The organism is Bordetella petrii (genome assembly GCF_017356245.1).
GTDB classification, from domain to species: Bacteria; Pseudomonadota; Gammaproteobacteria; order Burkholderiales; family Burkholderiaceae_B; genus Bordetella_A; species Bordetella_A petrii_D.
This window is the reverse complement of the sequence record NZ_JAFMZZ010000001.1, coordinates 1934231-1956081: the sequence shown is the minus strand read 5'-3', so window position 1 is coordinate 1956081 and position 21851 is coordinate 1934231. Positions and strand designations below refer to the sequence as shown.

The window sequence follows — 21851 nt, the reverse complement described above, 5'->3', positions numbered from 1 at the left end:
GATGGAAAGTCTACCTATCGCCCACCGCCAAAAGCCCAACGATAGGATTACTTTTTTGTCATATACGTCGGGCATGCTTCATGGCTAACCAGAGCTTCATGCAATGAACGACTAGCGCTAGTCATATCTAGACGGATACTAGCTATTCCAGTGCACCGACCAAAACCGAATAACCACATCGTGGTGGAATTGCGACAAAGGAACATCTCAACCAGAATGCGTGGAGGCCGATGTTTCGGCGACACGTCAATTGACATGGTGTGATGTTGCTCATGCAAAACAAAGACTTACGTAGTTGCTTCAAATGCCGACTCCACGGACATAACCACATAAGAACAAACATGTAATTTTTTAGTTCGCTATTTGTCGATTGCCGCTATCCAAACTGGCGATAGCTAACGTCGGCAGATCGGGCAACCTCGTCGTGAACTACGCACAAGCCCCTTATTGATCGCTTCTTCTGTCGGCCTGGCATGCAGTTCGATTCCACATAAGGAGCAATTGTGAAAAAAACTATTCTCTTGGCTGCTTCCGCAGCTACCTTCTCGGCTGCCGCCGTGCACGCCGAGACATCGGTAACCCTTTATGGCCTCATCGACACTGGTATCGGATATGCCAAGGTCGACGGTTCCTATACGAATCCCAATACGGGCGCCAAGGCTGATGTGAACGCAAGCAGGATCGGTGCCACAACTGGCCAGACTGCGGGTTCGCGTTGGGGCTTGCGTGGCAAAGAGGACCTGGGGGATGGGCTTTATGCTACGTTTCGACTCGAGTCTGGCTTCGATTCGACCAACGGCGAATCTAGCCAAGGCGGTCGCCTGTTCGGTCGTGAAGCCACTGTAGGTCTGGGAAGCGCCGATTGGGGAGAAGTGCGCCTCGGCCGCCAATACAACGTCGCCAGCCGCATGATGGGTAGCCTATTCGGTAATCAATTCGGCGGATTCACTCAATTGAATACCGGAGCTGGTCTTGGTTTCAGTGGATCGAATTGGGTTCGTTATGACAACCTGGCGTTGTATGAAAGCCCGTCGTTTGGCGGTTTTCGCCTATCGGCAGGGTACTCCTTCAATGCCAACGATCTTTCGGCGGCTCAATCTGGCTTTGCTACGGCAGACAATACTCGAGCCATCACCAGCGGTTTGAGCTACAACAATGGCCCCCTTCTTGCATTTATTGCATACGAACAGCTGAATGCCTCCAACAAACTCAGCAATGCACAGACAAGTGCCACGCCACGCTCATTTACTGTCGGCGCAGCATATGATTTTGAAGTCTTGAAGTTAATCGCTGCCTATGAACGCGCAACAGACGGTTGGTTCGCCGGAAAGGGGCTCCCGTCCGGCGCAAACATCAATGGCTTCCAAGGAACACCATCGAATGCCTTCGTTGATGGATTCAGTACGAACTCGTACCTGCTCGGTGTTGCGGTTCCGCTGGGCGGGGCCAGCAGCATGTTCGGCTCGTGGCAGCGTGTTGATCCGAACAATAGTGATCTGACCGGCGGGGATTCGACGAGCAATACGTTTGCATTGGGCTATTCCTACAAGTTGTCAAAGCGGACTAACATATACGCAGCCGGGTCGTATACGAAGAATTTCGCGTTCCAAAGCGACGCTAAAGCAACTGAAGCGATTATCGGTTTGCGACACGTATTCTAAGGTCAAGTGGAGCGGTGAGGAGTACAGCACGCCGCTCCCTTCAATGGCCGGGGCGAAGCAATTATGAGCTTCCTCCGGCCAATTTTCTCGCCATGGTTCTTAGCCGCGATCATGAGCTTCGGAGGCCAGATTGGGCTTTCGAGCCAGGCAAGCGCTTCCGTCGAAATTGGCAAGATCGGTGCGTGGCTGGGCGCACGGGGAACCGTTCAGAAAATGCCTTCTGGGCATTCAATCGGGCCGGTACTCGATCAAATAGCCCATTCCACGAATCGTGTGCAGCAACTTCGCATCGAATGGGTCATCAATCTTAGAGCGCAGTCGACGGACCGCTACTTCCACGACGTTTGTATTGCTATTGAAGTTCATATCCCATACGTGCTCGGCCAATACCAAGCGTGAGACAACTTCGCCTTGACGGCGCATAAGAATCGTCAGCAAATTGAATTCCTTGGCGGTCAAGTCGATGCGTGCGTTGCCACGCACGACGCGGCGCCTCAGTAAATCAAGTTCCAAATCTGCGACGCGAAGCACGTTCGGTCCCCGTCTGCTCTCGTTGCCGCTTCCACGGCGGCGAAGAGCCTGAACCCTTGCCTGCAATTCAGAAAGAGCAAATGGTTTCGCGAGGTAATCGTCTGCACCTTGTTCTAAGCCCCTGACTCGATCTTCCAAGCTCGTTCGTGCGGTTAGCATCATGACTGGGACAGCATCACTTTGCCGGATTCGTTGCAGGACCTCAAATCCTTCCATGTCGGGGAGATTAATGTCCAAAATAATCAAGTCGTACTGCATTTCATATGCAAGCTGTAATCCGCTTGCGCCGTCCAATGCTATATCAGCGAGGTAGCCGTTCCCTGTCAGGCTACGCCTGACAGTCTCTGCCAGCTTCCTCTCGTCATCGATAATAAGTATCTTCATCAGTAGATCTGAATAGCCCCACCATGCACCTTTTTGAGGGATTTTCGCCACACATGGGCGTTATCTGGAGGTCGAAAATTCAAAGACCATGGAGCAAGCGATCACAACGCACTGGGGTTCGTACTTGCACTATTGATCAACAGAGAAGACTTTAGCTGCCTAGCTACGTCAATAAGCGGACAAACGTATTACGAATATGAAAAGTAGTGCAGCGAAAAATGTAATGTCCCTGCAATGTTGTAGGTGAAAAGGGTCGCTAGGCATCCATCGATCTGCTTCCGTCTATGCTGAAACCAATAGTTGTCGAGATATGGTCGGAACTCGCATAGGTCTGCCCTCCATGCATTCGAGCTATCGCAGCTACAATGGCCAAGCCGAGTCCATGATGCATAGCGTTGCTGGCCCGGGACGAGTCCAGCCGATAGAAGCGGTGAAAGAGGCGAGGCAAATGCTCTGTACTGATTGGATCACCGATATTTCTTACAGTGACCCCCATTTGTCCTTCGTCCCTCTCCTCGATGCGAACCTGAATTTGGGTATCTGGGAGGGCAAAGCGCACCGCGTTGGAGACAAGATTCGAAACCGCCCGCTGGAATAGCGTTCTGTCGACAGCCGCAGACTTGTCTCCGACAACCATGAAAGATACTTTTGCCTCAAAAGCTTCTGCTTCATGATAAGCGAGTACTTCGTATACGAGCTCGCGCAGGTTGCACACCCGAGTTGTGCGCGCGGCTGCGCCACGATCCGCCTGTGATAGAAAGAGCATATCGTTAACGATACCCGACATGCGCTGTAACTCTTCCAAGTTTGAGCCCAAAGTCTCTTGAAGCCCGGTCCGTGACATCCGCGTTGATAACGCCAACTCCGTTTCGCCAATCAGTGTTGCCAACGGGGTACGTAGCTCGTGAGCCACATCCGCATTGAAGCCTTCCATTTGGACATACGCTCGCTCAACACGCTGTAGTACTTGGTTGAACTGCCGCACTAGCGGCTGCAGTTCTTCGGCAAGACCGCTTTCATCAAGACGCTCACCAATTCTGTGTGGCGATAGCATCTCAGCTTGCCGCCCAACATCATGAAGCGGAAACAAGGCTCGGCGAACCAGTACATCTCCAATCATCGAGACAAGCAACGCGCCGCCAAGCGCGCAGGCGAATAGGGTCCACGCCAGTATGGTTAGGAGTTGTATGTCGGGTGATATGTCTAACAGGAGCTCTGCCTCCATTTGCACTCCAGGCTGCTGAGGCATGGTAAGCGTGAAGGTCGTCTGCTTAATATCTCTGGGACTCAATGCCGGCTCATGCTCACCATAGGTCATGAGCTTGCCATTGATTTTCAGCCGAAGACTAAATTCAGATTTGCCATAGAAAAAATCCGTTAATTTGTGCTCCAAATGGGAGAAATCACCAAAAGAAGCAAACTCGTCTACTAGGTGAACGATTACCCCCTTCTTTTGCTCAAGCAAGGTCTCCTGCCGAGCCAAAAGGTTTAGGTACACGGAACCATATACAACTATGCATACCAGACCTAAGGCGGCAAATGTTTGAAGCACCAGCCACCACGATAGCCATCGTCTTAACGATCTTCTAGGACGAATCGCCATCAAATTTCCCGTGGTTCAAGTACGTATCCCATACCGCGTACTGTATGGAGGAGTTTTGTTGGAAAAGGGTCATCAACCTTGCCGCGCAGTCGGCGTACTGCCACTTCGACTACATTCGTATTACTGTTGAAGTTAATGTCCCACACTTGCTCCGCCAGGTCCAAGCGTGACAAGACTTGGCCCTGTTTCTTCATTAACAGTGCCAGCAAGGTGAACTCCTTGGCCGTGAGATCAAGGCGCACGCCTCCACGCGACGCCCTGCGGCGTAACAGATCGAGCTCCAGATCGCCGACCTTTAGCACATTTTGGCGGTTCGGCTCGATAACTGAGTTACTCTGGCGTCGACTCAGCGCAAGCACGCGTGCCAATAATTCTGAAAGCGCGAAAGGTTTTACCAGGTAGTCGTCAGCACCATCTTGCAGCCCTCGAACACGATCCTCCAGCTTGTCGCGTGCGGTAAGCATCAGGATAGGGACCCGATCGCCTTTTCGCAATTCCGCCAATACCGAAAAGCCATCTCGTCCAGGCAACATTACGTCTAGAAGAATCAAGTCGTACTGCGTCTCCTGGGCTAGATGAAGTCCGCTAATACCATCCATTGCAATATCGACGACGTAGTTATGTTCGGAAAGCGCGCGCTTGAGATATTCCGCGAGCTTTCGCTCGTCCTCAATGACCAATATTTTCAATTTTCCCACCCTTGATTCCGGAGGTGCTAATTACAAAAAATAAGGATTTGCCTGCAATAGCTGGCATTTTACGAACATATTGACGTCAAATGACGAACAACCAAATTACTAATCAGTAATTAGATGGTCTTCGGCCTGAATAGTTTGCAAATTTGTCATCTTGGCGTCGCTATTTTGTCGGGACCACTTCGATACAGTACCAGCCATCTATATTTTCGTCGGTAGCGGCGTCGCTACTACGTGCCAATATTGCGTCGCCAAGGCGTTCTTCAAGGTTCAAAAATGCGTTTGCCACGTCTACCGTTCCTCATAGCAGGCGTATGTCTCTATGCCCTGTCGGCCTCGGTCTTGGCATCTAGTGCTGATCCAGGCGCAGCGACTAATTCCAATGACGTCATCACGTTGCAAGAAGCGATCGACAAGGCATTGACGCGGAATCCGATGTTATCTGCCGCACGGAATGAAGCTCGGGCAGCCGACGGCCTCATTACCCAAGCGGGAGTAATGCCCAATCCGAGTTTGGACGTGAACGTAGAGGACCAACGACGAGCTACACGAACGACCACAACGATGCTCAACGTACCGATCGAACTGGGAGGAAAACGCGGAGCTCGACAACAGGCTGCTCGATTGGCAGGAGATATATCTCAATTGGATTTAGAGGCCACACGCTCTAGCTTGCGTGCATCGGTGTCGGCAGCATTCTTCGAAGTGGCAATTGCCCAGGAAAATGTACGCGTAGCGCGCGAGACCAGAGACATTGCGCAAGGTGCGCTACGTGTCGCTACTGCTCGGGTTGAGTCCGGAAAAGCGGTTCCCCTGGAAAAGACGCGGGCTGAAGTCGAGCTAAGTAATAGCGGTTTAGCGGAACAAGCCGCATTGAATACATTGGCAAATGCTCGGCGCGCTCTTGCGCTCACTTGGGGTGAGAGTCAACCCGATTTCGAGGGTGTTGCAGCCAGTCTGGAATCCCTGCCACCCCGGCCTTCATTAGACGAGTTAAAGGCATCGCTCGATAAATCTCCCCTTTTAGCGTCGGGACGCACCGCTCTGGAACTCAGTCGAGCCGAACTCGAAGTAGAAAAAAGCAAGCGCTATCCTGACATCACTGTCAGCGTAGGGGTTGCTCGCGACAATGAAATGGGGCGTAATCGCGGGCAGCTTGGCATTTCCATTCCTTTGCCGCTCTTCGATCGCAATCAGGGCAACGTTTATGCGGCATCCATGCGCTCATATAAAGCTCAAGATGTATATCGTGATCTCGAGGCACGTCTAAATTCATCGTTGATTCAAGCCGCATCAAAATACGATCTAGCTGCTTCCTCTGCGCAGCAATATCGAAATGCAGTACTACCAGGGGCGCAAAGGGCATATGAAGCTGCACGAAAAGGGTTTGCAGCCGGGAAAATGAGCTATCTGGAAGTTCTCGATGCACAGCGCGCACTTACCCAGGGAAACATATCCTACCTAACCGCCCTCAGTGAAGCGTTCCTCGCCCGGGCGGAAATAGATCGCCTCATTGGCTACTAAGTGCAGCGCCTCATATGTATCGCCACCCTGATTTTTCGTTTCCAAAATATGCCGTGGCGATGTCATTCGCCACGAGGTCGCCGCAGTTGCCTGTTCTTCTCGATAACGAGCAAGGAATAAGGTCGACGTGCATGCTGATGAATAAAGCAATGAACAGAAGGCGCTTTTTAACTCCAGCGCCGATTTTGTATGAACACACAACTCAAGGTTGCATAACTGCATCGGAGACCGGAAATGAATCCATATGACAAGCGCCTGATCGGAAGCGTTGTTGGCGCTGTCCTGCTCGCCGGTATCAGCGGCTTTGGTATTGCGCGCTACACAGCTCCTTCGGCAGGTATCGTAAGCAGCTCTCAGGAAGCCAGCCTCGTCGAGCCCGCACAGCCTGATAGCCTCACGATGAGCATCGATGCAATTCGCGAGGCAGGGATCACGACTGAAGTCTTGCAGCCCGGTGGACTGGATGCCGAAATCGGGGCGCAAGCCGTCGTCTCACCGCAGCCAGGAGGGGAAGCGATCGTCACGGCCAGAGCAAGTGGGGCGGTCACGCAAGTCTTCAAGCGGCTAGGAGATCCGGTCCAAGCTGGTGAAGTGCTAGCGGTAGTTGCCAGCCGCGATGCGGCACAGTTAGCTGCTGCAAGAACGGCCGCATACGCACGAGCTGAACTCGCAAGGAAGGAGTTGGCACGTGAACAATATCTATACAAGCAGCAAGTCTCCGCACGAGTCGACCTGGAGCGGGCACAGGCAGAAGCTCAAGCCGCTGCGGCCGATGCCCGTCGAGCCAAAGTTGAGGCCGAGGTCGCCAATGTTACCAAAGACGGTCAAGGTGTAGCCGTTTCCAGCCCGATTAGTGGCCGAATCACTACGCAGAGCTTGAGCTTAGGTGCTTTCGTTCAACCTGAAACTGAGCTCTTCAGAATCGCCGATCCTAAGCAGATCCAAGTGGAAGCAGCCATACTTCCTAGCGACATCTTCCGCATTGCGCCTGGGGACCGTGCCATTGTGGAATTACCAGGAGGCGGCACTCTAGAAGCGAAAGTTGGATCAGTTACTCCATCCCTCAATACTGCAACGCGGCAGGCAACTGCTGTCATCGACGTCGAGGCGGGCTCGCTCCAGCCAGGACTCGCTGTCCGAGTACGGATATTCCCGCAGAAAACTGAAGCTTCTGGCGTGATCGTCGTTCCTGAGGAGGCGATCCAAACGTTAGACGGCAAAGACACGGTTTTTGTACGAACTGCAGACGGCTTCAAGGCACGCTTTATCACCATTGGCCAGCGCAGCGCTGGGCGTGTCGAAGTCGTAAAAGGCCTCTCCCCAGGCGAGACGATTGTTACCGGCCAGGCATTCCTGCTCAAAGCTGAGCTTGGCAAGGGCGCAGGCGAGGAGGAATAAGCATGATTGCACGTCTCATGGCTTTGTCCGTCCGTGCGCGCTGGGCGGTGCTTTTCCTCTTCCTCGCAATTGGAGCCCTTGGAGTCTGGCAGCTCACCAAACTGCCTATTGATGCCGTGCCAGACATTACCAACAATCAGGTACAGATAAACACAGTCGATCCTAGATTGTCGCCAGTGGAGATTGAAAAGCTCGTTACTTATCCGGTCGAAATTTCGCTTGCCGGCATTCCTGGCTTGGAATCCACTCGCTCCATATCACGCAACGGCTTTAGCCAAGTCACTGCGATCTTTACTGACAAAACCGACCTATATTTTGCTCGCCAGCAGGTGGGCGAGCGGCTGATCAAAGCACAGGAAAGTTTGCCAGATGGAGTACAGCCACAGATTGGACCTGTCACCACCGGACTTGGCGAGGTGCTGTTGTATACGGTTGGATATACCTATCCAGACGGAGAAGGAGCGCAGAAGGTCGCGGGTGAGCCCGGCTGGCAGCCAGATGGTAGTTATCTGACTCCTGAAGGCGATCGGATGGTCGATGAGGTCGCCAAAGCTGGGTATCTTCGTACCGTACAAGACTGGATCGTTGCCCCGCAACTCAAGGCGCTTCCGGGCGTTGCTGGTGTTGACTCCATTGGGGGTTATGCGAAGACATTTGTTGTCGAACCCAACCCTACAAAGCTCGCGAGCTATGGCATTTCCTACAGCGAATTGGGTGAAGCGCTGGAACGGGCGAATATCGCAGTAGGTGCCAACTACTATAACCGTGGTGGTGAGGCGTATCTTGTGCGGGTCGATGCGCGTGTCGGCTCGGTCGATGAAATTCGCAATGCCGTTGCTGCTACGCGTGGGGGAGTGCCTATCACTGTCGGTCAAATCGCCGACGTAAAGATCGGTGGAGATCTGCGTACTGGCGCGGGAAGTATGAATGGCGAAGAAGCCGTCATTGGTACAGTCCTTATGCTCATCGGTGAGAACAGTCGAGTCGTAGCAGAGGATGTATCCGCCAAACTCGACCAAATTGCGACCAGTTTGCCGCCAGGCATTCAGGTAAAAACGGTGTTGGACAGAGCAAAATTGGTAAATGCGACTGTCTCCACTGTCGAGCGTAACTTGACTGAAGGAGCGATACTCGTCGCAGCCTCCTTATTTCTGTTGCTCGGCAATTGGCGCGCAGCGCTGATCGCGGTACTCGTAATTCCGTTCTCGTTTCTGATGATGGCAATGGGGATGAACGCTTTTAAAGTTCCGGGCAACCTCATGAGTCTCGGTGCGCTCGACTTTGGCCTTATTGTCGACGGCTCAGTCATAATCATTGAAAATTGCTTAGCCCGACTCGCCCATCGACAACAGCATGAAGGCAGGTTGCTGTTCCTTCGAGAGCGCCTGGAAGAGACAATGCGTGCCGCACAGGAAATGATTAAGCCGACTGTATTTGGTCAGGTGATCATTCTCCTTACTTTTGCCCCGCTCCTTATGTTCACAGGGGTCGAAGGCAAGACATTCTCGCCCATGGCGATCACCATCATGCTGGCCCTGGTCGCGGCATTCATTCTGGCGATCACGCTTGTTCCGGCGCTTGTTGCAATTCTGATTCGTGGTCGGGTTGCAGAAAAGGAAGTCTGGCTTATTGCAAAGTCGAAAGAGCGATACTTACCTTTTCTCGACAAGGCGATCGCACGGCCATGGCCATTCATCTTTGCGGGACTGGTCTTCTTTCTCGCCGCAATTCCAGCGTTCGGGCTGCTCGGATCAGAGTTCATACCGAAGCTGGACGAGAAAAATCTGGCGGTGGCTTCAACTCGGGTTCCTTCTGTCAGCTTAGAACAGTCGCTCGCGATGCAACTCAAGGTCGAGGATGCGATTAAAAAACTGCCGGAGGTCGAGTTGATGTTTTCCAAGACCGGGACTGCAGAGGTCGCCACAGACCCTATGCCGCCGAACGTGTCCGATGGATTCGTCATTCTCAAGCCGCAAGAAGAATGGCCGGACGGCGTGACTACCAAAGCGCAGGTTATTGAGCGCGTTGAGAAAGCTGCAGGTACTCAACTCGGCAATCTGTACGAGGTAAGTCAACCCATCGAGCTGCGCTTCAATGAATTGATTGCAGGTGTACGCGGCGATGTCGCCATCAAGCTTTATGGCGATGATCTCGAGAAAATGCAGCAAACTGCGAACGAAATGGTCCGCGTACTCCAGGACATCCCCGGGGCGGGCAGTGTCAAGGCCGACCAAGTGGGTGGGGCGCCAACACTCGATGTAAAACTAAACCGCGCAGAGATTGCACGCTATGGGCTTACCGTCCAAGACGTTGCAGACACTATTGCCGCGGCACTGGGAGGACGTCCATCGGGGCTTCTATACGAGGGAGATCGGCGATTCGACATCACTGTCCGTGTGCCCGAAGCAACCCGCATGAACCTTGATGCCATTCGAGCACTGCCCATACTACTACCCGAGATGGAAGGACAGTTGCGGCGTCAAGTTCCGCTTGCCCGAGTCGCGCAAATTCGATTAACGGAGGGACTAAACGAAATTAGGCGCGAGAATGGTAAACGGCGTGTAGTGGTGCAAGTCAACCTGGATGGTCGCGATGCCGGCTCCTTCGTAGAAGAGGCGCAAGCAAAGATTGCTCAAGTGCAACTTCCGGCTGGCTACTATCTGGAATGGGGTGGTCAGTTTGAAAGCCTGCAGGCAGCATCACAACGGCTTTCGATTGTCGTGCCGATATGCTTTCTTGCGATATTCGTGCTTCTGTTTATGGCATTAGGTGGATTCGGACGCGCACTTTCTGTGTTCCTCGCCGTTCCGTTAGGCCTCGCAGGAGGGGTCTTCACGTTGGCTATGACAGGGATAAATTTCTCGGTTTCGGCCGCAGTCGGTTTCATCTGCCTGGCGGGGGTAGCGGTGTTGAATGGTTTGGTGGTCATGACCGCAATCCGTGCACATACCGAAGCAGGCTTGCCACTGTCCGAAGCCATCCGGGAAGGGATGAAGGAAAAGATGAGGGCAGTTGTGATGACCGGCTTTGTGCCCGCCATTGGTTTTGTGCCAATGGCACTAGCGCTGGGTACAGGCGCAGAAGTGCAAAAGCCACTCGCGACGACGGTCATTGGAGGATTGATCGCGGCAACGATATTAACGCTGCTAGTCCTGCCTGCGATTGCTAAGGTAGTGCTGGAGCCGAAGGAGAAACGGAAGAGCGATATCCCTGAAGGAGCGCTCAAGAGTGAAACTCCCATTGAAGGAGACATACAGTGACCGAACAAACAATGAAACTTCTACGCATCTATACCGATGAGTCTGCATACGTCGGTGACCGTCGCGTATTCGAGTATGTAGCAACTGCCGCCCGCGACAGCGGCCTGGCAGGGGTGACAGTCTTGGAAGCGCTATTGGGATTTGGCCATGCGGCACAGCTCCATCGTAAACATGTTCTAGAAAACGATCGCGCAGTCGTCATTGAAATAGTGGATAGTGACATCAAACTTCGGGCCTTTGCGATATCGCTCGAACAAGTGACCGATATTGGTCTTATGACGCTTGAGGCTGTTGAGGTGGTTGGGGGAAAATCGCGACAACGGCTTCCATAAGGTCACATGGTTTCCCGACACACGGCTCATAAGTGTTTTTGAGTTGGGTGTATGTGATCGGTGTCTGCTTCTTGAACATAGGTTTCTCGTTTCTTGAAACTGACCAAAATGTAATGTAGTCGTCTGCGTGTTGTCGTGGGTCAGCGGCTAGAGTGATGCATCGTATTACTAGGTCGATTTCATGCACGCTCTAGCTGCCTACCAACCACCCGTGAAACCAGTCGCCTCGGCAGCTCAAAGTGACTGCCTTTCCATCATTATTCCTTTCTTTAATGAGCAAGAAGTTCTTCCCCTGTGTCTGAATCGATTGCAACCTTTGCTGCAAAGCCAGGGGTACCCATACGAAATCATCTTCGTCGATGACGGTAGCACTGACGATAGCGTCGCGTTTCTCCGCGCAGTGGCCCGGCAAAATTCCGCAGTGCGCATTGTGTGCCTGAGCCGCAACTTCGGCAAAGAAGCCGCGATGTCGGCTGGTTTGGTGCATGCTCGTGGTGCCGCAGTGATCGTGTTGGACGCCGACCTACAAGATCCCCCTGAACTGATTCCGGCCATGGTTGCTGCTTGGCGAGCTGGCGCCGACGTAGTATGCATGCGTCGTCGATCTCGACAAGGAGAAGGATGGGCCAAAAAGCTCTCGGCATACGCCTTCTATCGCCTACTTAGCCGTCTTAGCCATTCAAAAATTCCGGCCGATACTGGTGATTTCCGATTGATGAGTCGGCGTACTGTCAATGCCATGCTTAGGCTTCCAGAGCGATGCCGATATATGAAAGGTCTATATGCATGGGTGGGCATGCCAACGACCGTCATCGACTACGATCGAGCACCTCGAGCGGCCGGTACCACCAAATGGAATTACTTTGCCCTGTTTGGCTTGGCGATGGAGGGTATCACCTCGTTTTCGACGACACCGCTGCGTTGGGCCACTGCAATCGGCGCCGTAATTGCATTGCTCGGGGGGGGATTTGGTCTTGCGATAGTGCTCAAGACACTGATTTTTGGCGACTCAGTGCCCGGTTATCCGTCCCTAATGGCGATGATCACATTACTTAGCGGCATTCAGTTGCTGACTATCGGCCTGTTGGGCGAATATCTGGGAAAAACATACATGGAATCAAAACAACGTCCCGTCTATCTTGTACGGGAGATCATCGAATCAACCGAAGCGCCTGTACCTGGAGATTCGTCGGCGGAGCAAGTCGGTGAGAATAAGTAGTAAGTCTCTCTTAATTGCCGTCGTGGTTGTATTGGGGGTCCGTTTGTTTGCCATGGCAACGCTTCCACTGATTGACACGTCAGAGCCGCGCTATGCAGAGATTGCGAGGATAATGGCCGTCTCGGGAGACTGGGTCACCCCCTGGTTTGAACCGGGGGAGCCCTTTTGGGGAAAACCTCCTCTAGCCTTTTGGGCTCAGGCCCTGAGCATCAAATTACTCGGATTGAGCGAGTTCGCGGTACGCCTACCGTCCTTGCTAGTCATGCTACTGGTTGCGCGCCTCGTCTATGTGGCTGCACGAAGAGTCTTCGGCTTGCAGCAGGCGCGATGGGCTGTGCTAATGCTGGCTGCGATGCTTCTGCCATTTGTGAGCGCCGGCGCCGTTCTCACGGACCCGTTTCTCACTTTGGGCGTGACACTATCGATGCTTGCACTAATGGTGGCTCCCTTTTGCCCCACTGCATTCTGGCGCTATGGATTCTTCATTGGTCTTTCGATCGGTCTGTTGGCCAAAGGCCCGCTTGCTCTGGTATTGATTGGAGGCGCGAGTTTGGCTTGGGCGTTATGGGCGCGTGAAGGCCGAAAGGCATTAAAGGCTCTACCGTGGTCGGTAGGGCTTGCATTGATGCTCGCTATTTCACTGCCATGGTATGTCATCGCAGAACTCAAGACGCCTGGATTTCTGAAGTACTTCCTCGTGGGCGAGCATTTCCTTCGCTTCGTCGACGCGGGTTGGGCAGGTGATCGATACGGCACCGCCCACGCTCGCGCATGGGGAGCAATTTGGTTAGATTGGATTGCGGCTTCAGCACCGTGGAGTCTGTTGCTCGTGACCGGCCTACTGGTGCTGCCACTGAAATCCAGTCTACGCCAGGCTGCTCAAGCCGCTCTACGTGAACCCATAGTCAAGCTACTAGTGTCGTGGGCATTAGTAGCCCCGGTCCTTTTTACTTTTTCCGGCAACATCTTATGGACATATGTCTTGCCAAGCCTGCCGCCGCTGGCTCTAGGCCTTGGCTGTTGGCTCTCAAGTGTAGAACTGACCCGGAACCAGAGACTTGCGAACTCTTTCGTATTCGCAGCGTCGCTGCTTGTCCCCATCGCTGCTGTTGTGATCGGCACACTAGGTATTCTCGACGAACCACGCTTCAAGACAGAGAAGGGCCTCGTCGCAATGGTTGAGAAGCTGCAGCAGCCCGGCGACACGCTCTATTTTGTAGGCTCGAGACCTTTCTCTGCGCGATATTACTCGCAAGGCAAAGCGAAATTGCTTCCCTGGCAAGCATCCACTTTGCCGCCATTTAGCCCATCCGGTCGGTTGTGGGTGGCAGTTTCCCGTGATAAATCCTGGCCGCTACTGGCCTCACCTGGAGTTGTTGCAAAATCTCGATATTCCAGTCGGCGCTTTGTCCTCTATGAGCTGCGTAAAACAGCCAGTCGATAAAGTCGTTTGCTCGGGTGTCGGTGCACAGAGACGAGGGATACAGTAGGAGTGAGGGTCAACCGCCAGAGCGACATCTAAATGCCCACAACCGGCTAGCGAGGAATGTGGCGAAAGCCAAGCCTAAGAGAACCAAACCGAGCATAAGCTCGTAGCTTTGCCTCGTATTGCTCAGCAGCCAGGCGTACACAACCTCGTTGAACAAAAATCCGCATGTCGATACGAGAAAGAAGCGTCGTAGCGCTATCGTCCAACGCGCGCTTAAATGGCGAAAAGTGAGCAAATAATGTCCCATAAAAGACACTATGAATGCGATGAACCATCCGGCGATGTTCGCAACCAACGGGCGTATGCACAACCACTCAACGCACATCACCACGGCCAACCAATGTGTCGTGGTAGCTCCGACGCCCACCAAAACGAACCAGCGTGCTTCCATCATCAAGAGCTTCATGGCCGCCTCGTTAGTGCTGAGCAAGGTGAAGAACGATGTTGGAAGCGTGTTGTGTTTTGCGGCGACGACTTCGGCATGAGTTCTGGTATTGATGCAGGCATACTTCAACTAATAAAACTAGATCGTCTCAGCGCAATTAGCTGCTTGGTACACGGGCCCACGTTTGTCGTCAATGGGCGACGGCTGAATGATGCTGATCTTGATGTTGGCCTTCATCTGAATCTCACCGCAGCATTTGGAGGAACGAGTCAACCGAACGTATTGGCACTACGCACACTTATAGGCCGTGTCTATTCTGGTCGTCTTGAGAGAGCATGGGTCGACAACCAGCTCCTGCGTCAATTTGATACTTTTGAGAAGACACTGGGACGGCCTCCAGACTATATCGATGGCCATCAACATGTTCATCAGTTGCCCGGCGTCCTACCACGATTGCTTTGCATATTGCGCGAACGCTACCGTGGGCGCCGGAAGCCCTGGCTGCGATATACCGCTCCCGGACTGTTGACGGGAATCCCTATTCTCGATTCCGCCAAAGCCCACTTAATTGGAGCTCTGGGCGCGGACGAGGTGGCGCGGGCCGCTCGATGCGAAGGTTGGCCTATCAATCGGCGTATGCTTGGAATCTACAGATTTCAAGGAGGCGAACGTCGTTATGCTAGGCTATTGCATCATTGGTTGAACAATGCGCGAGATGGCGATCTTTTGATTTGCCATCCTGGCTTACCGATTGCGGACGATATGTCGGCAGCCCAACGCCTGGCCGAGTATGAGGTATTGGCACGTCCGGAACTGGGCGACTGGATGCGTTTGAGCGGGGTGAGAATAGCAAAGCGGCCGATTCGTTAATGGAGCTGAGTCTATGGACCCCATTCTTCTGCCTACGGGGTTCTTGTTATCTACTCTCTCGAGATCGTTAGATTCGTCATGGCGGAGTACAGTGGCGCACGGTATCTAAATCGTCGGTGATATCTGTCACCGAATATCTTGATATTATTTCGTGCCATAGCCATTATTCCTTCGGATATCTGTTTTGACATCGCGCAATATGTCAACGCCACCCTTGATGGCGATTAACGTTGTCGCCAGCCCAACTAGAAGATCAGGCCAGTTGCTGTTCAGCCAAAAGACCAGTACGCCAGACAACAAAATTCCACCATTAGATATAAAATCGTTAAGGCTGAATGTCGTTGCCGCTCGCAAATTGACATCAGGATTCTCCAGCCGATGCAGAAGACGCAAGCAATAGAAATTGACTCCTCCGCCAACAAGCGACATGATCATCATTGTCGGCCCGATTGGCTCGCTACCCTGAAAATAGCGGCGTCCCACATCCAGCAATATCCCTACAGCAAAAACAAGTAACATCACGCCCGATGCCATCGCCGCGCGCTGCTTCCACAAGCTCCCGCGGCTCAACGCTATCAGCCCGAGAGCGTAGACGGCTGTGTCAGAAAGGTTGTCGACACCGTTCGCAATCAACGCACTTGAATCCGCGGTTACCCCGCTTATGAAAAACGCCGCCGCAATAGCTGCGTTGAGAATCAGCACGATCCATAACGTTCGACGCTCGTCGGTTGATGGCTGTTCAGTCGAGGCGCTCATTCGAATGAAGTTGAGAAAGTTAACGGAAAGGAAGAAAGATTGTAATGCTCCCTGTGCTGGCGACAACAGCTAGCAAAAAAATATGCCACCGAAGTGGCATGCAATTGCGAGATACTCAGTCTGCGAAAGGCAGTTCGTATCAAGCGCGGTAGGAGCCTCATTGTGTCCGACGTTGTAGTTCCTGCTGATACTCCGTGCCATTTCGCATCCGTTGATATTCGGCCTGAGCCATTCGGTATTCCCGGCTGAATGTGTTTGGAGTCTGATTCCCTCGCCAGAACTTGTCCATGCCAGCTCGCTTCCAGATAGCCAAATCGGCCTGCACCTCTGCACGGGAGAGTTCTGCATCTTGTGCGAATGCGGATTTCTCCGACGTCGATGCTGAACCTGCGATGGCCGATTGCATAGAAATCAACGCCAGTCCCAGGGGTAGATACTTCAAAAAATTCTTCACGAGAAACTCCTTACGTTCCGACTCAAGCAGAGCATTTAAGCGCGGCAAGATGTCTTTCAAAAATCAAATAGCTGTACAACAAATTCTATTGGATCGACCCTTGCTAAATGCCAACAACGAGATTACGTTTTAGTCTGCAATCTGCAGGCCTGGAAGCTTGGTTCACGCAGCCGTTGAGAAGCGCGAAGAGATAATCCGTGACACTGTCAAGAAGAACGTTCGTGCGTACTTTCAATAGGATTCACCATGCATGTGCGAAGAAAAACCGCGCATACTGTGTACGCAGTATGCGCGGTGCGAAACACCTCATCCCTTCGCGGAGGATAGAGGTCACGCTCAGTATGACTGCAGTGACACACTCTAGCTGCTGCGTTGTCGGCAGGTTACTAGAATGCTTGCAAGCCCTGTCGCACTCCATTGGCAGAGCGGCTACTCATCGGCTGCGTCGGTAGAACGTTTCTTATGCCGGGGAACATGATAAGCAGTGCATATTGACATCGGAATTTTATGAGACATTCTCTGTCAAAATGCGTACGATGGAATTACTTTTTTGTATTGAAATCGTCGGAATTCAACGTGCTGACACTACGGCTTTTGGTGTGATGCAGTGATCGTTGACGATGTGTGGCGACCAGCGTGATTCCACCGTATCCAGCTAGGCTAGGGCGCTAAAGAACACACGATACAGATCCAATGAATGGACATGGGAGCCGTGCGCATTTCTGACGATCACAAGAGACTGTTTGTGTGGCGTGTCTGGATCGGTACCGGCTTGTCACTAGTTGAAGAAGTTCAAGACCGATTGCTGACGACGTAGCCGCAAGCAGAAGACTTTCTATAAAAAAAGTCGAACAGCGCTATCTTGAGCCGCTGGTCTCCCTATCACCGCATAAGCGAGCAAGTTCCAACCCGTGCTGGATGGAATGAGTTTCCTACTTTGTTGCTAGGTATACATCTTGTGTGTCGGACACAAACCGTGTAAGTGAGAATTCGGAGACTGCCTTCTTTCTCGCAGCATGCCGCATGGGAATCAGGCTTTGGCGGTTCGTCAAGATGCTCGCTATGGCAAGTGAAACGGAACGCGGATTGCACGCAGGAACCACCCAGCCATCACAGTAAGGTTCCACGTTTTCCGAAAGTCCACCCGAATCACTGACGATAACGGGAACGCCCATTGCCATCATCTCGCGACAGGCGAACGATATGGTCTCGACCTCCGATGAAAGTACGAACCCGACGTCCAGTGTTGCAATGAATGGTCGAACGTCGTCGAGCAGGCCGACGAAGATTACATGGTCCATCATGCCGAGTTGTTCGACTTTGGATACTTGGTCTTCCGAGGGCGGTACGCCGGCGATCAAAATTATAATCTGATCGCGAAGATGCTTCGGCAATAATGCCGCACCCTCTACCATATCGAGCCAACGCTTGTAATCAGCCGTGCCGGCATTGCTTCCAACCACCAAACGGCCAGACCGTCGCGGCTCGATCCAGCGTTTGCGATAGTGCCTGACGTCAGAGGCGGGCGGGGGGGAGAATCGGTCAACGTCGACGCCGTTGTAAACAGTAGTAAGTCCGCATCGGTTGAATGGGCTTTGTTCCAGTTTTCGTCTACTGTGGGCGCACACGCAAATCACGCGCGTGGTACCGAAACGCGCTCGGATGAGTGTGCCTAATCGATTGACGTCTCTGTCGTTGTGCTGCGTATAGACAATTGCGGGCCGATCGACACCCATTCCTGCGACCGCCAACATGCACAGTCGATGGTCTGCGGAACCATTGACATGAACGATGTCGAATCGCTCGCTACGCAGGAATGCTCTGAAGCGGCGCGCATCGCGTACGCATTTCAGCAACCCACCTCGAAAGTCATGATTGACTACCCTAACATCGGAGAGCGACAGTAGCGTCTGATGCAGACGGCTTGTCAATGGAGCGGAAACTACGATTTCATGTGCTTCTTTCAATGCCCTCACTAAAGAGATGATGTATGTTGTGTGCCCTCCTCCGTCAGCCCTATGGAAGTTGGTGTATAGGATCTTCATGCATTCTCTTCATGCAACGCGTGGAGGGGAGTGCCAGGCGCGAATGCTGATTCAGCGCCTGAGGCTTGCTAAGCCCATTAAGGCAAATTGGACAATCAGGAGTCCGAGGTGTTGTGGGTCAGTTGGTGAGCGTAGGCGGGTAATCCAAGTCGCCATAGGAAACCAGGCCCGCAGCCTTAGCATCCTTCAGTTCTGCGAGCACCTGTGAGCGCGTCTTGCTGCTGCTGACGGGAACTTGCGGCGGGTACTGTTGCTCACCGTCAGTGATCAAGCCGGCGGCTCTAGCCTGTTGCAGTTCATCTTTCACCTGCTCACTGGTTTTGCCGCTGGTGTACACGGCGGGCGCCGGGTATTCCTGCTCTCCATACGTAACCAGACCTTTAGCTTTCGCTTCCTGCAGCTCGGCACGGACTTGGGCGCGAGTCTTGGTCTCAGCATGAACGATGCCAATCGCACCGAAAGAAATAGCTGCTGCGACAATGGCGCACGAAATGCGTTTCATATAAATCTCCTACAAGGATCTACAAGTGTGTGGTGCGACGCGTAGATGCATGGGACGATCTGCTCCCTGCAGCGCAGGAAATGGCCGCATATGCATCGACGAGATCAGAGCATCAACTATGAGAAGGGGCTATAGCGGATGCCATGTTCAGGTTCTACGTACCGACCTGAAAAAAGGGGATGAACGTCAAACCCCGAACGGGCCAATCCAGCCGGCTTCTCCATCAACCACGCGCCAACGTTCGTGTTCCTGACTGGCAGTCGTAAGGGGTTGGTGAGACGTATGGCGATTAACGGACGTCGGCGCTTGCCACGCTTGGTCGCTGTCGGTCTCTCGCCATCCGTCGCTGGCAATGGGTTGAGCTTTCCACATGGCAAGGTCTTGAAGAACCTGCTCGCGGGTGACTGAAGTCGGTGCATAATGCGTGACAAGACCAATCTCGTCGTTGGTAGTTTCGAATGTCTGCGACGCATTCGAGATTGCGGGGGCGAGCAGGCTGCCAGCGACGGCAACGGTAAGCAGTGATTTTCGATTTAGCATGAATGGTTCCGTTCGAATCAGATGACCCAATTGGGGTTGGGGCGACATCTCAAACTTTACGTGTCTGGTACTGACATGAATCGGACTAGCTGATTACATTTATGCAAGGAATAGGAGGTTCGTTATGCGAATTCTGGTCATCGAAGACGAGCGTAAGCTGGCACACTATCTGCAAAAGGGTTTGACGGAACATAACTACGTCGTGGACATCGCAAGCAACGGAGTCGACGGCCGGCACGCCGCCCTGGAGGGCAATTACGATCTCGTCGTGCTCGATGTCATGCTGCCAGGAATCGACGGATTTTGGATTCTGAAGGACTTGCGTGAAACCAAGGACACTCCCGTTCTCATGCTCACTGCGCGAGACAAAGTGGAGGATAGGGTGCGGGGCCTTGAGAACGGAGCTGACGATTATTTGGTGAAGCCGTTTGCGTTTTCTGAGTTACTGGCGCGTATCCAGGCATTGCTTCGGCGAGGCCGCGGCCAGGAATCAACGCTGCTTAAACTGGGCGATCTCGAGTTGGACCTTGCTCGGCGAAAGGCGCATCGCGCGGGTATGCGACTGGACTTGACGGCGAAGGAGTTCACGCTGCTTGCGCTTTTATTGCGCCGGCAGGGGCAAGTTCTGTCCAGAACGATGTTGGCTGAACAAGTTTGGGATATGAACTTCGATAGCGACACGAATGCGATTGAAGTCGCTGTGCGACGCTTGCGAGCTAAGATCGACGACCCTTTTGACAGGAGGCTTTTGCATACGGTACGTGGTATGGGTTATGTGTTAGAGGAACGCGGTGAATGAGGTTACTTCCAACGAATTCTATTCAGGTCCGCCTCACTCTTTTGTTAGGTTTGATTGCGCTCGTGGTGTCCACGGTGGCAGGCTGCACATTGTTCCTGGCGTTAAAGCGTGAGGTTCAACGCCAGGAGATGACGGAAGTTTCGGGAAAGCTCGAGCTTATCGACCACATGGTGGATATGCAGACGGAGCCGTCGCAGTACGATGGCTTGCGTCAGACGCTTGACGGTATTCTCGTCGGGCACACCAATCTCCGGGTGTGGATCATACGGCCCAATGGTGAAGTTTTCTACGGTGCCGAGGCACCGCAGATCACTCGAGTATTTTCCGATGGCGAAGTGTCTCTTCAAACGCAAGATGGATTGCATATGCGCGGAATGCAGGCTGCCCTTGACGGAAAGCTCTTTCCGCAAGGTCAGCTCCTTGTCGCTGTCAATGTGCGTCCCAGTGCGGAGTTCCTTTATGCCTTCGCTACAGCTTTAGTGCTGATATGCATCATTTGGATAGGTGTGACGGTGATACTGTCAGCTTGGGCGGTTCGACGATCCCTTGCCCCTATCCGTCGGCTGTCCGCCCGCGCGGCCCAGATCGGGCCTGATAATTTAAAGGTGCGGTTGCCAGAGGGTGGGATCGATCGTGAATTGAGAGAATTCACGCACACGTTCAACAAAATGTTGGCACGTGTCCAGGCTGCTTATCAGCAGATGGAGGGGTTCAACGCTGACGTAGCGCATGAATTGCGCACCCCGCTGGCCACGTTGATCAACGGGACAGAAGTTACTCTTTCTTCGGAGCGTTCCATTGAGGAATTGCGCGATGTGATGGCATCCAACCTGGAGGAGCTTCACGGCCTGAAGGCGCTCATTAACGACATGCTGTTTCTCGCGCGTGCCGATGGTGGCGAGACTGCCCGCGACCTCCGGCCCGTGATGGTTCGCGATGAGATAGATCAGGTGGTTGAATACTACGAGGCGGCTTTGGAAGAGGCCGGGGTGCGCTTAGTGGTTGATGGAAATGTGCAAGTACACGCAAACTCACGCTTGTTAAGACGAGCCATTGCAAATCTCGTGAGCAATGCGATAAAAGCTACGCCAAATGGTCAGACGATACTTGCTCGTTGCGCACAAGACGATCAGTTCGTCGAAATCAGCCTCAGGAATCCAGGGACACCGATTCACCGGGATGCGCTACCCAGAATCTTCGATAGATTCTTTCGCGCGGATGACGCTCGCAGTGGACGGGCAGACGGACACGGCTTGGGGCTCGCAATCGTTAGCGCAATTGCCCGGATGCATGGCGGTGCCGCGTTTGCGAAATCGGATAATCACGGTTCAGAAGTGGGTTTTACAATTCAACGCGATCAGGACATTACAAAAAAGTAATCTTTCTGACAGACTGTAGTTAGGG

20 protein-coding genes are annotated in these 21851 nt (G+C 53.0%); 11 read left to right on the top strand and 9 right to left on the bottom strand.

Annotation, left to right across the window (positions count from 1 at the left end):
- The first annotated feature begins 503 nt into the window (after positions 1-503).
- The gene (locus tag J2P76_RS09555) at positions 504-1661 is read left to right on the top strand and encodes a porin (RefSeq protein WP_207406608.1); all 1158 of its coding nucleotides are present in this window, start codon (positions 504-506) and stop codon (positions 1659-1661) included.
- Between the two features lie 228 nt (positions 1662-1889).
- On the opposite strand, the gene J2P76_RS09550 is transcribed toward J2P76_RS09555, so the two are convergent.
- From J2P76_RS09550 to J2P76_RS09540, 3 genes are all read right to left on the bottom strand, one after another.
- Positions 1890-2576, bottom strand: coding sequence for a heavy metal response regulator transcription factor (locus tag J2P76_RS09550; RefSeq protein WP_041863222.1), 687 nt, complete (start codon positions 2574-2576; stop codon positions 1890-1892).
- A gap of 256 nt (positions 2577-2832) precedes the next feature.
- On the bottom strand, positions 2833-4179 hold the full coding sequence (locus tag J2P76_RS09545; protein WP_012251435.1) for a heavy metal sensor histidine kinase: 1347 nt from the start codon (positions 4177-4179) through the stop codon (positions 2833-2835).
- On the bottom strand, positions 4179-4868 hold the full coding sequence (locus tag J2P76_RS09540; protein ID WP_207409161.1) for a heavy metal response regulator transcription factor: 690 nt from the start codon (positions 4866-4868) through the stop codon (positions 4179-4181). The genes J2P76_RS09545 and J2P76_RS09540 overlap by 1 nt, the downstream gene beginning before the upstream one ends.
- A gap of 282 nt (positions 4869-5150) precedes the next feature.
- Between J2P76_RS09540 and J2P76_RS09535 the strand changes: the two genes are divergently transcribed.
- From J2P76_RS09535 to J2P76_RS09510, 6 genes are all read left to right on the top strand, one after another.
- Positions 5151-6398 carry a TolC family protein gene (locus tag J2P76_RS09535; RefSeq protein WP_041863221.1) on the top strand — a complete coding sequence of 416 codons (1248 nt, stop codon included), beginning with the start codon at positions 5151-5153 and terminating at the stop codon, positions 6396-6398.
- A 234-nt stretch (positions 6399-6632) separates the two neighbouring features.
- Complete coding sequence (locus J2P76_RS09530; protein ID WP_012251432.1) at positions 6633-7796, top strand: efflux RND transporter periplasmic adaptor subunit; 1164 nt, start codon at positions 6633-6635, stop codon at positions 7794-7796.
- 2 nt (positions 7797-7798) lie between these two features.
- Positions 7799-11056 carry an efflux RND transporter permease subunit gene (locus tag J2P76_RS09525; RefSeq protein ID WP_012251431.1) on the top strand — a complete coding sequence of 1086 codons (3258 nt, stop codon included), beginning with the start codon at positions 7799-7801 and terminating at the stop codon, positions 11054-11056.
- Entirely contained in the window at positions 11053-11388 is a 336-nt protein-coding gene (locus tag J2P76_RS09520) for a DUF190 domain-containing protein (protein WP_012251430.1), read from the top strand. Before J2P76_RS09525 ends, J2P76_RS09520 begins: the two co-directional genes overlap by 4 nt.
- 181 nt (positions 11389-11569) lie before the next feature.
- The gene (locus J2P76_RS09515) at positions 11570-12607 is read left to right on the top strand and encodes a glycosyltransferase family 2 protein (RefSeq protein WP_012251429.1); all 1038 of its coding nucleotides are present in this window, start codon (positions 11570-11572) and stop codon (positions 12605-12607) included.
- Positions 12594-14051: an ArnT family glycosyltransferase gene (locus J2P76_RS09510; protein WP_012251428.1), complete on the top strand. Its 1458-nt coding sequence runs from the start codon at positions 12594-12596 to the stop codon at positions 14049-14051. The genes J2P76_RS09515 and J2P76_RS09510 overlap by 14 nt, the downstream gene beginning before the upstream one ends.
- Positions 14052-14106: 55 nt before the next feature.
- On the opposite strand, the gene J2P76_RS09505 is transcribed toward J2P76_RS09510, so the two are convergent.
- Positions 14107-14421: a GtrA family protein gene (locus tag J2P76_RS09505; RefSeq protein WP_331386540.1), complete on the bottom strand. Its 315-nt coding sequence runs from the start codon at positions 14419-14421 to the stop codon at positions 14107-14109.
- Here J2P76_RS09505 and J2P76_RS23630 point away from each other — a divergent pair.
- Together J2P76_RS23630 and J2P76_RS09500 are read left to right on the top strand one after the other, a co-directional pair.
- Positions 14354-14581, top strand: coding sequence for a hypothetical protein (locus tag J2P76_RS23630; protein ID WP_231852733.1), 228 nt, complete (start codon positions 14354-14356; stop codon positions 14579-14581). The genes J2P76_RS09505 and J2P76_RS23630 overlap by 68 nt on opposite strands.
- Positions 14578-15351: a ChbG/HpnK family deacetylase gene (locus J2P76_RS09500; RefSeq protein ID WP_242697332.1), complete on the top strand. Its 774-nt coding sequence runs from the start codon at positions 14578-14580 to the stop codon at positions 15349-15351. Before J2P76_RS23630 ends, J2P76_RS09500 begins: the two co-directional genes overlap by 4 nt.
- A 144-nt stretch (positions 15352-15495) precedes the next feature.
- On the opposite strand, the gene J2P76_RS09495 is transcribed toward J2P76_RS09500, so the two are convergent.
- From J2P76_RS09495 to J2P76_RS09475, 5 genes are all read right to left on the bottom strand, one after another.
- The gene (locus J2P76_RS09495) at positions 15496-16107 is read right to left on the bottom strand and encodes a cation transporter (RefSeq protein WP_012251425.1); all 612 of its coding nucleotides are present in this window, start codon (positions 16105-16107) and stop codon (positions 15496-15498) included.
- Between the two features lie 157 nt (positions 16108-16264).
- A complete protein-coding gene (locus J2P76_RS09490) occupies positions 16265-16561 on the bottom strand; it encodes a DUF4148 domain-containing protein (RefSeq protein ID WP_012251424.1) in 297 nt (98 codons plus the stop codon).
- A 932-nt stretch (positions 16562-17493) separates the two neighbouring features.
- On the bottom strand, positions 17494-18606 hold the full coding sequence (locus J2P76_RS09485; RefSeq protein ID WP_012251423.1) for a glycosyltransferase: 1113 nt from the start codon (positions 18604-18606) through the stop codon (positions 17494-17496).
- Between the two features lie 118 nt (positions 18607-18724).
- Complete coding sequence (locus J2P76_RS09480) at positions 18725-19108, bottom strand: DUF4148 domain-containing protein (protein ID WP_012251422.1); 384 nt, start codon at positions 19106-19108, stop codon at positions 18725-18727.
- Between the two features lie 186 nt (positions 19109-19294).
- Positions 19295-19648 carry a hypothetical protein gene (locus tag J2P76_RS09475; protein WP_151208993.1) on the bottom strand — a complete coding sequence of 118 codons (354 nt, stop codon included), beginning with the start codon at positions 19646-19648 and terminating at the stop codon, positions 19295-19297.
- Between the two features lie 124 nt (positions 19649-19772).
- Here J2P76_RS09475 and J2P76_RS09470 point away from each other — a divergent pair, with 124 nt between their 5' ends.
- Entirely contained in the window at positions 19773-20447 is a 675-nt protein-coding gene (locus J2P76_RS09470) for a heavy metal response regulator transcription factor (protein ID WP_012251421.1), read from the top strand.
- The gene (locus J2P76_RS09465) at positions 20444-21826 is read left to right on the top strand and encodes a heavy metal sensor histidine kinase (RefSeq protein WP_012251420.1); all 1383 of its coding nucleotides are present in this window, start codon (positions 20444-20446) and stop codon (positions 21824-21826) included. Before J2P76_RS09470 ends, J2P76_RS09465 begins: the two co-directional genes overlap by 4 nt.
- The last annotated feature ends 25 nt before the right edge of the window (positions 21827-21851 follow it).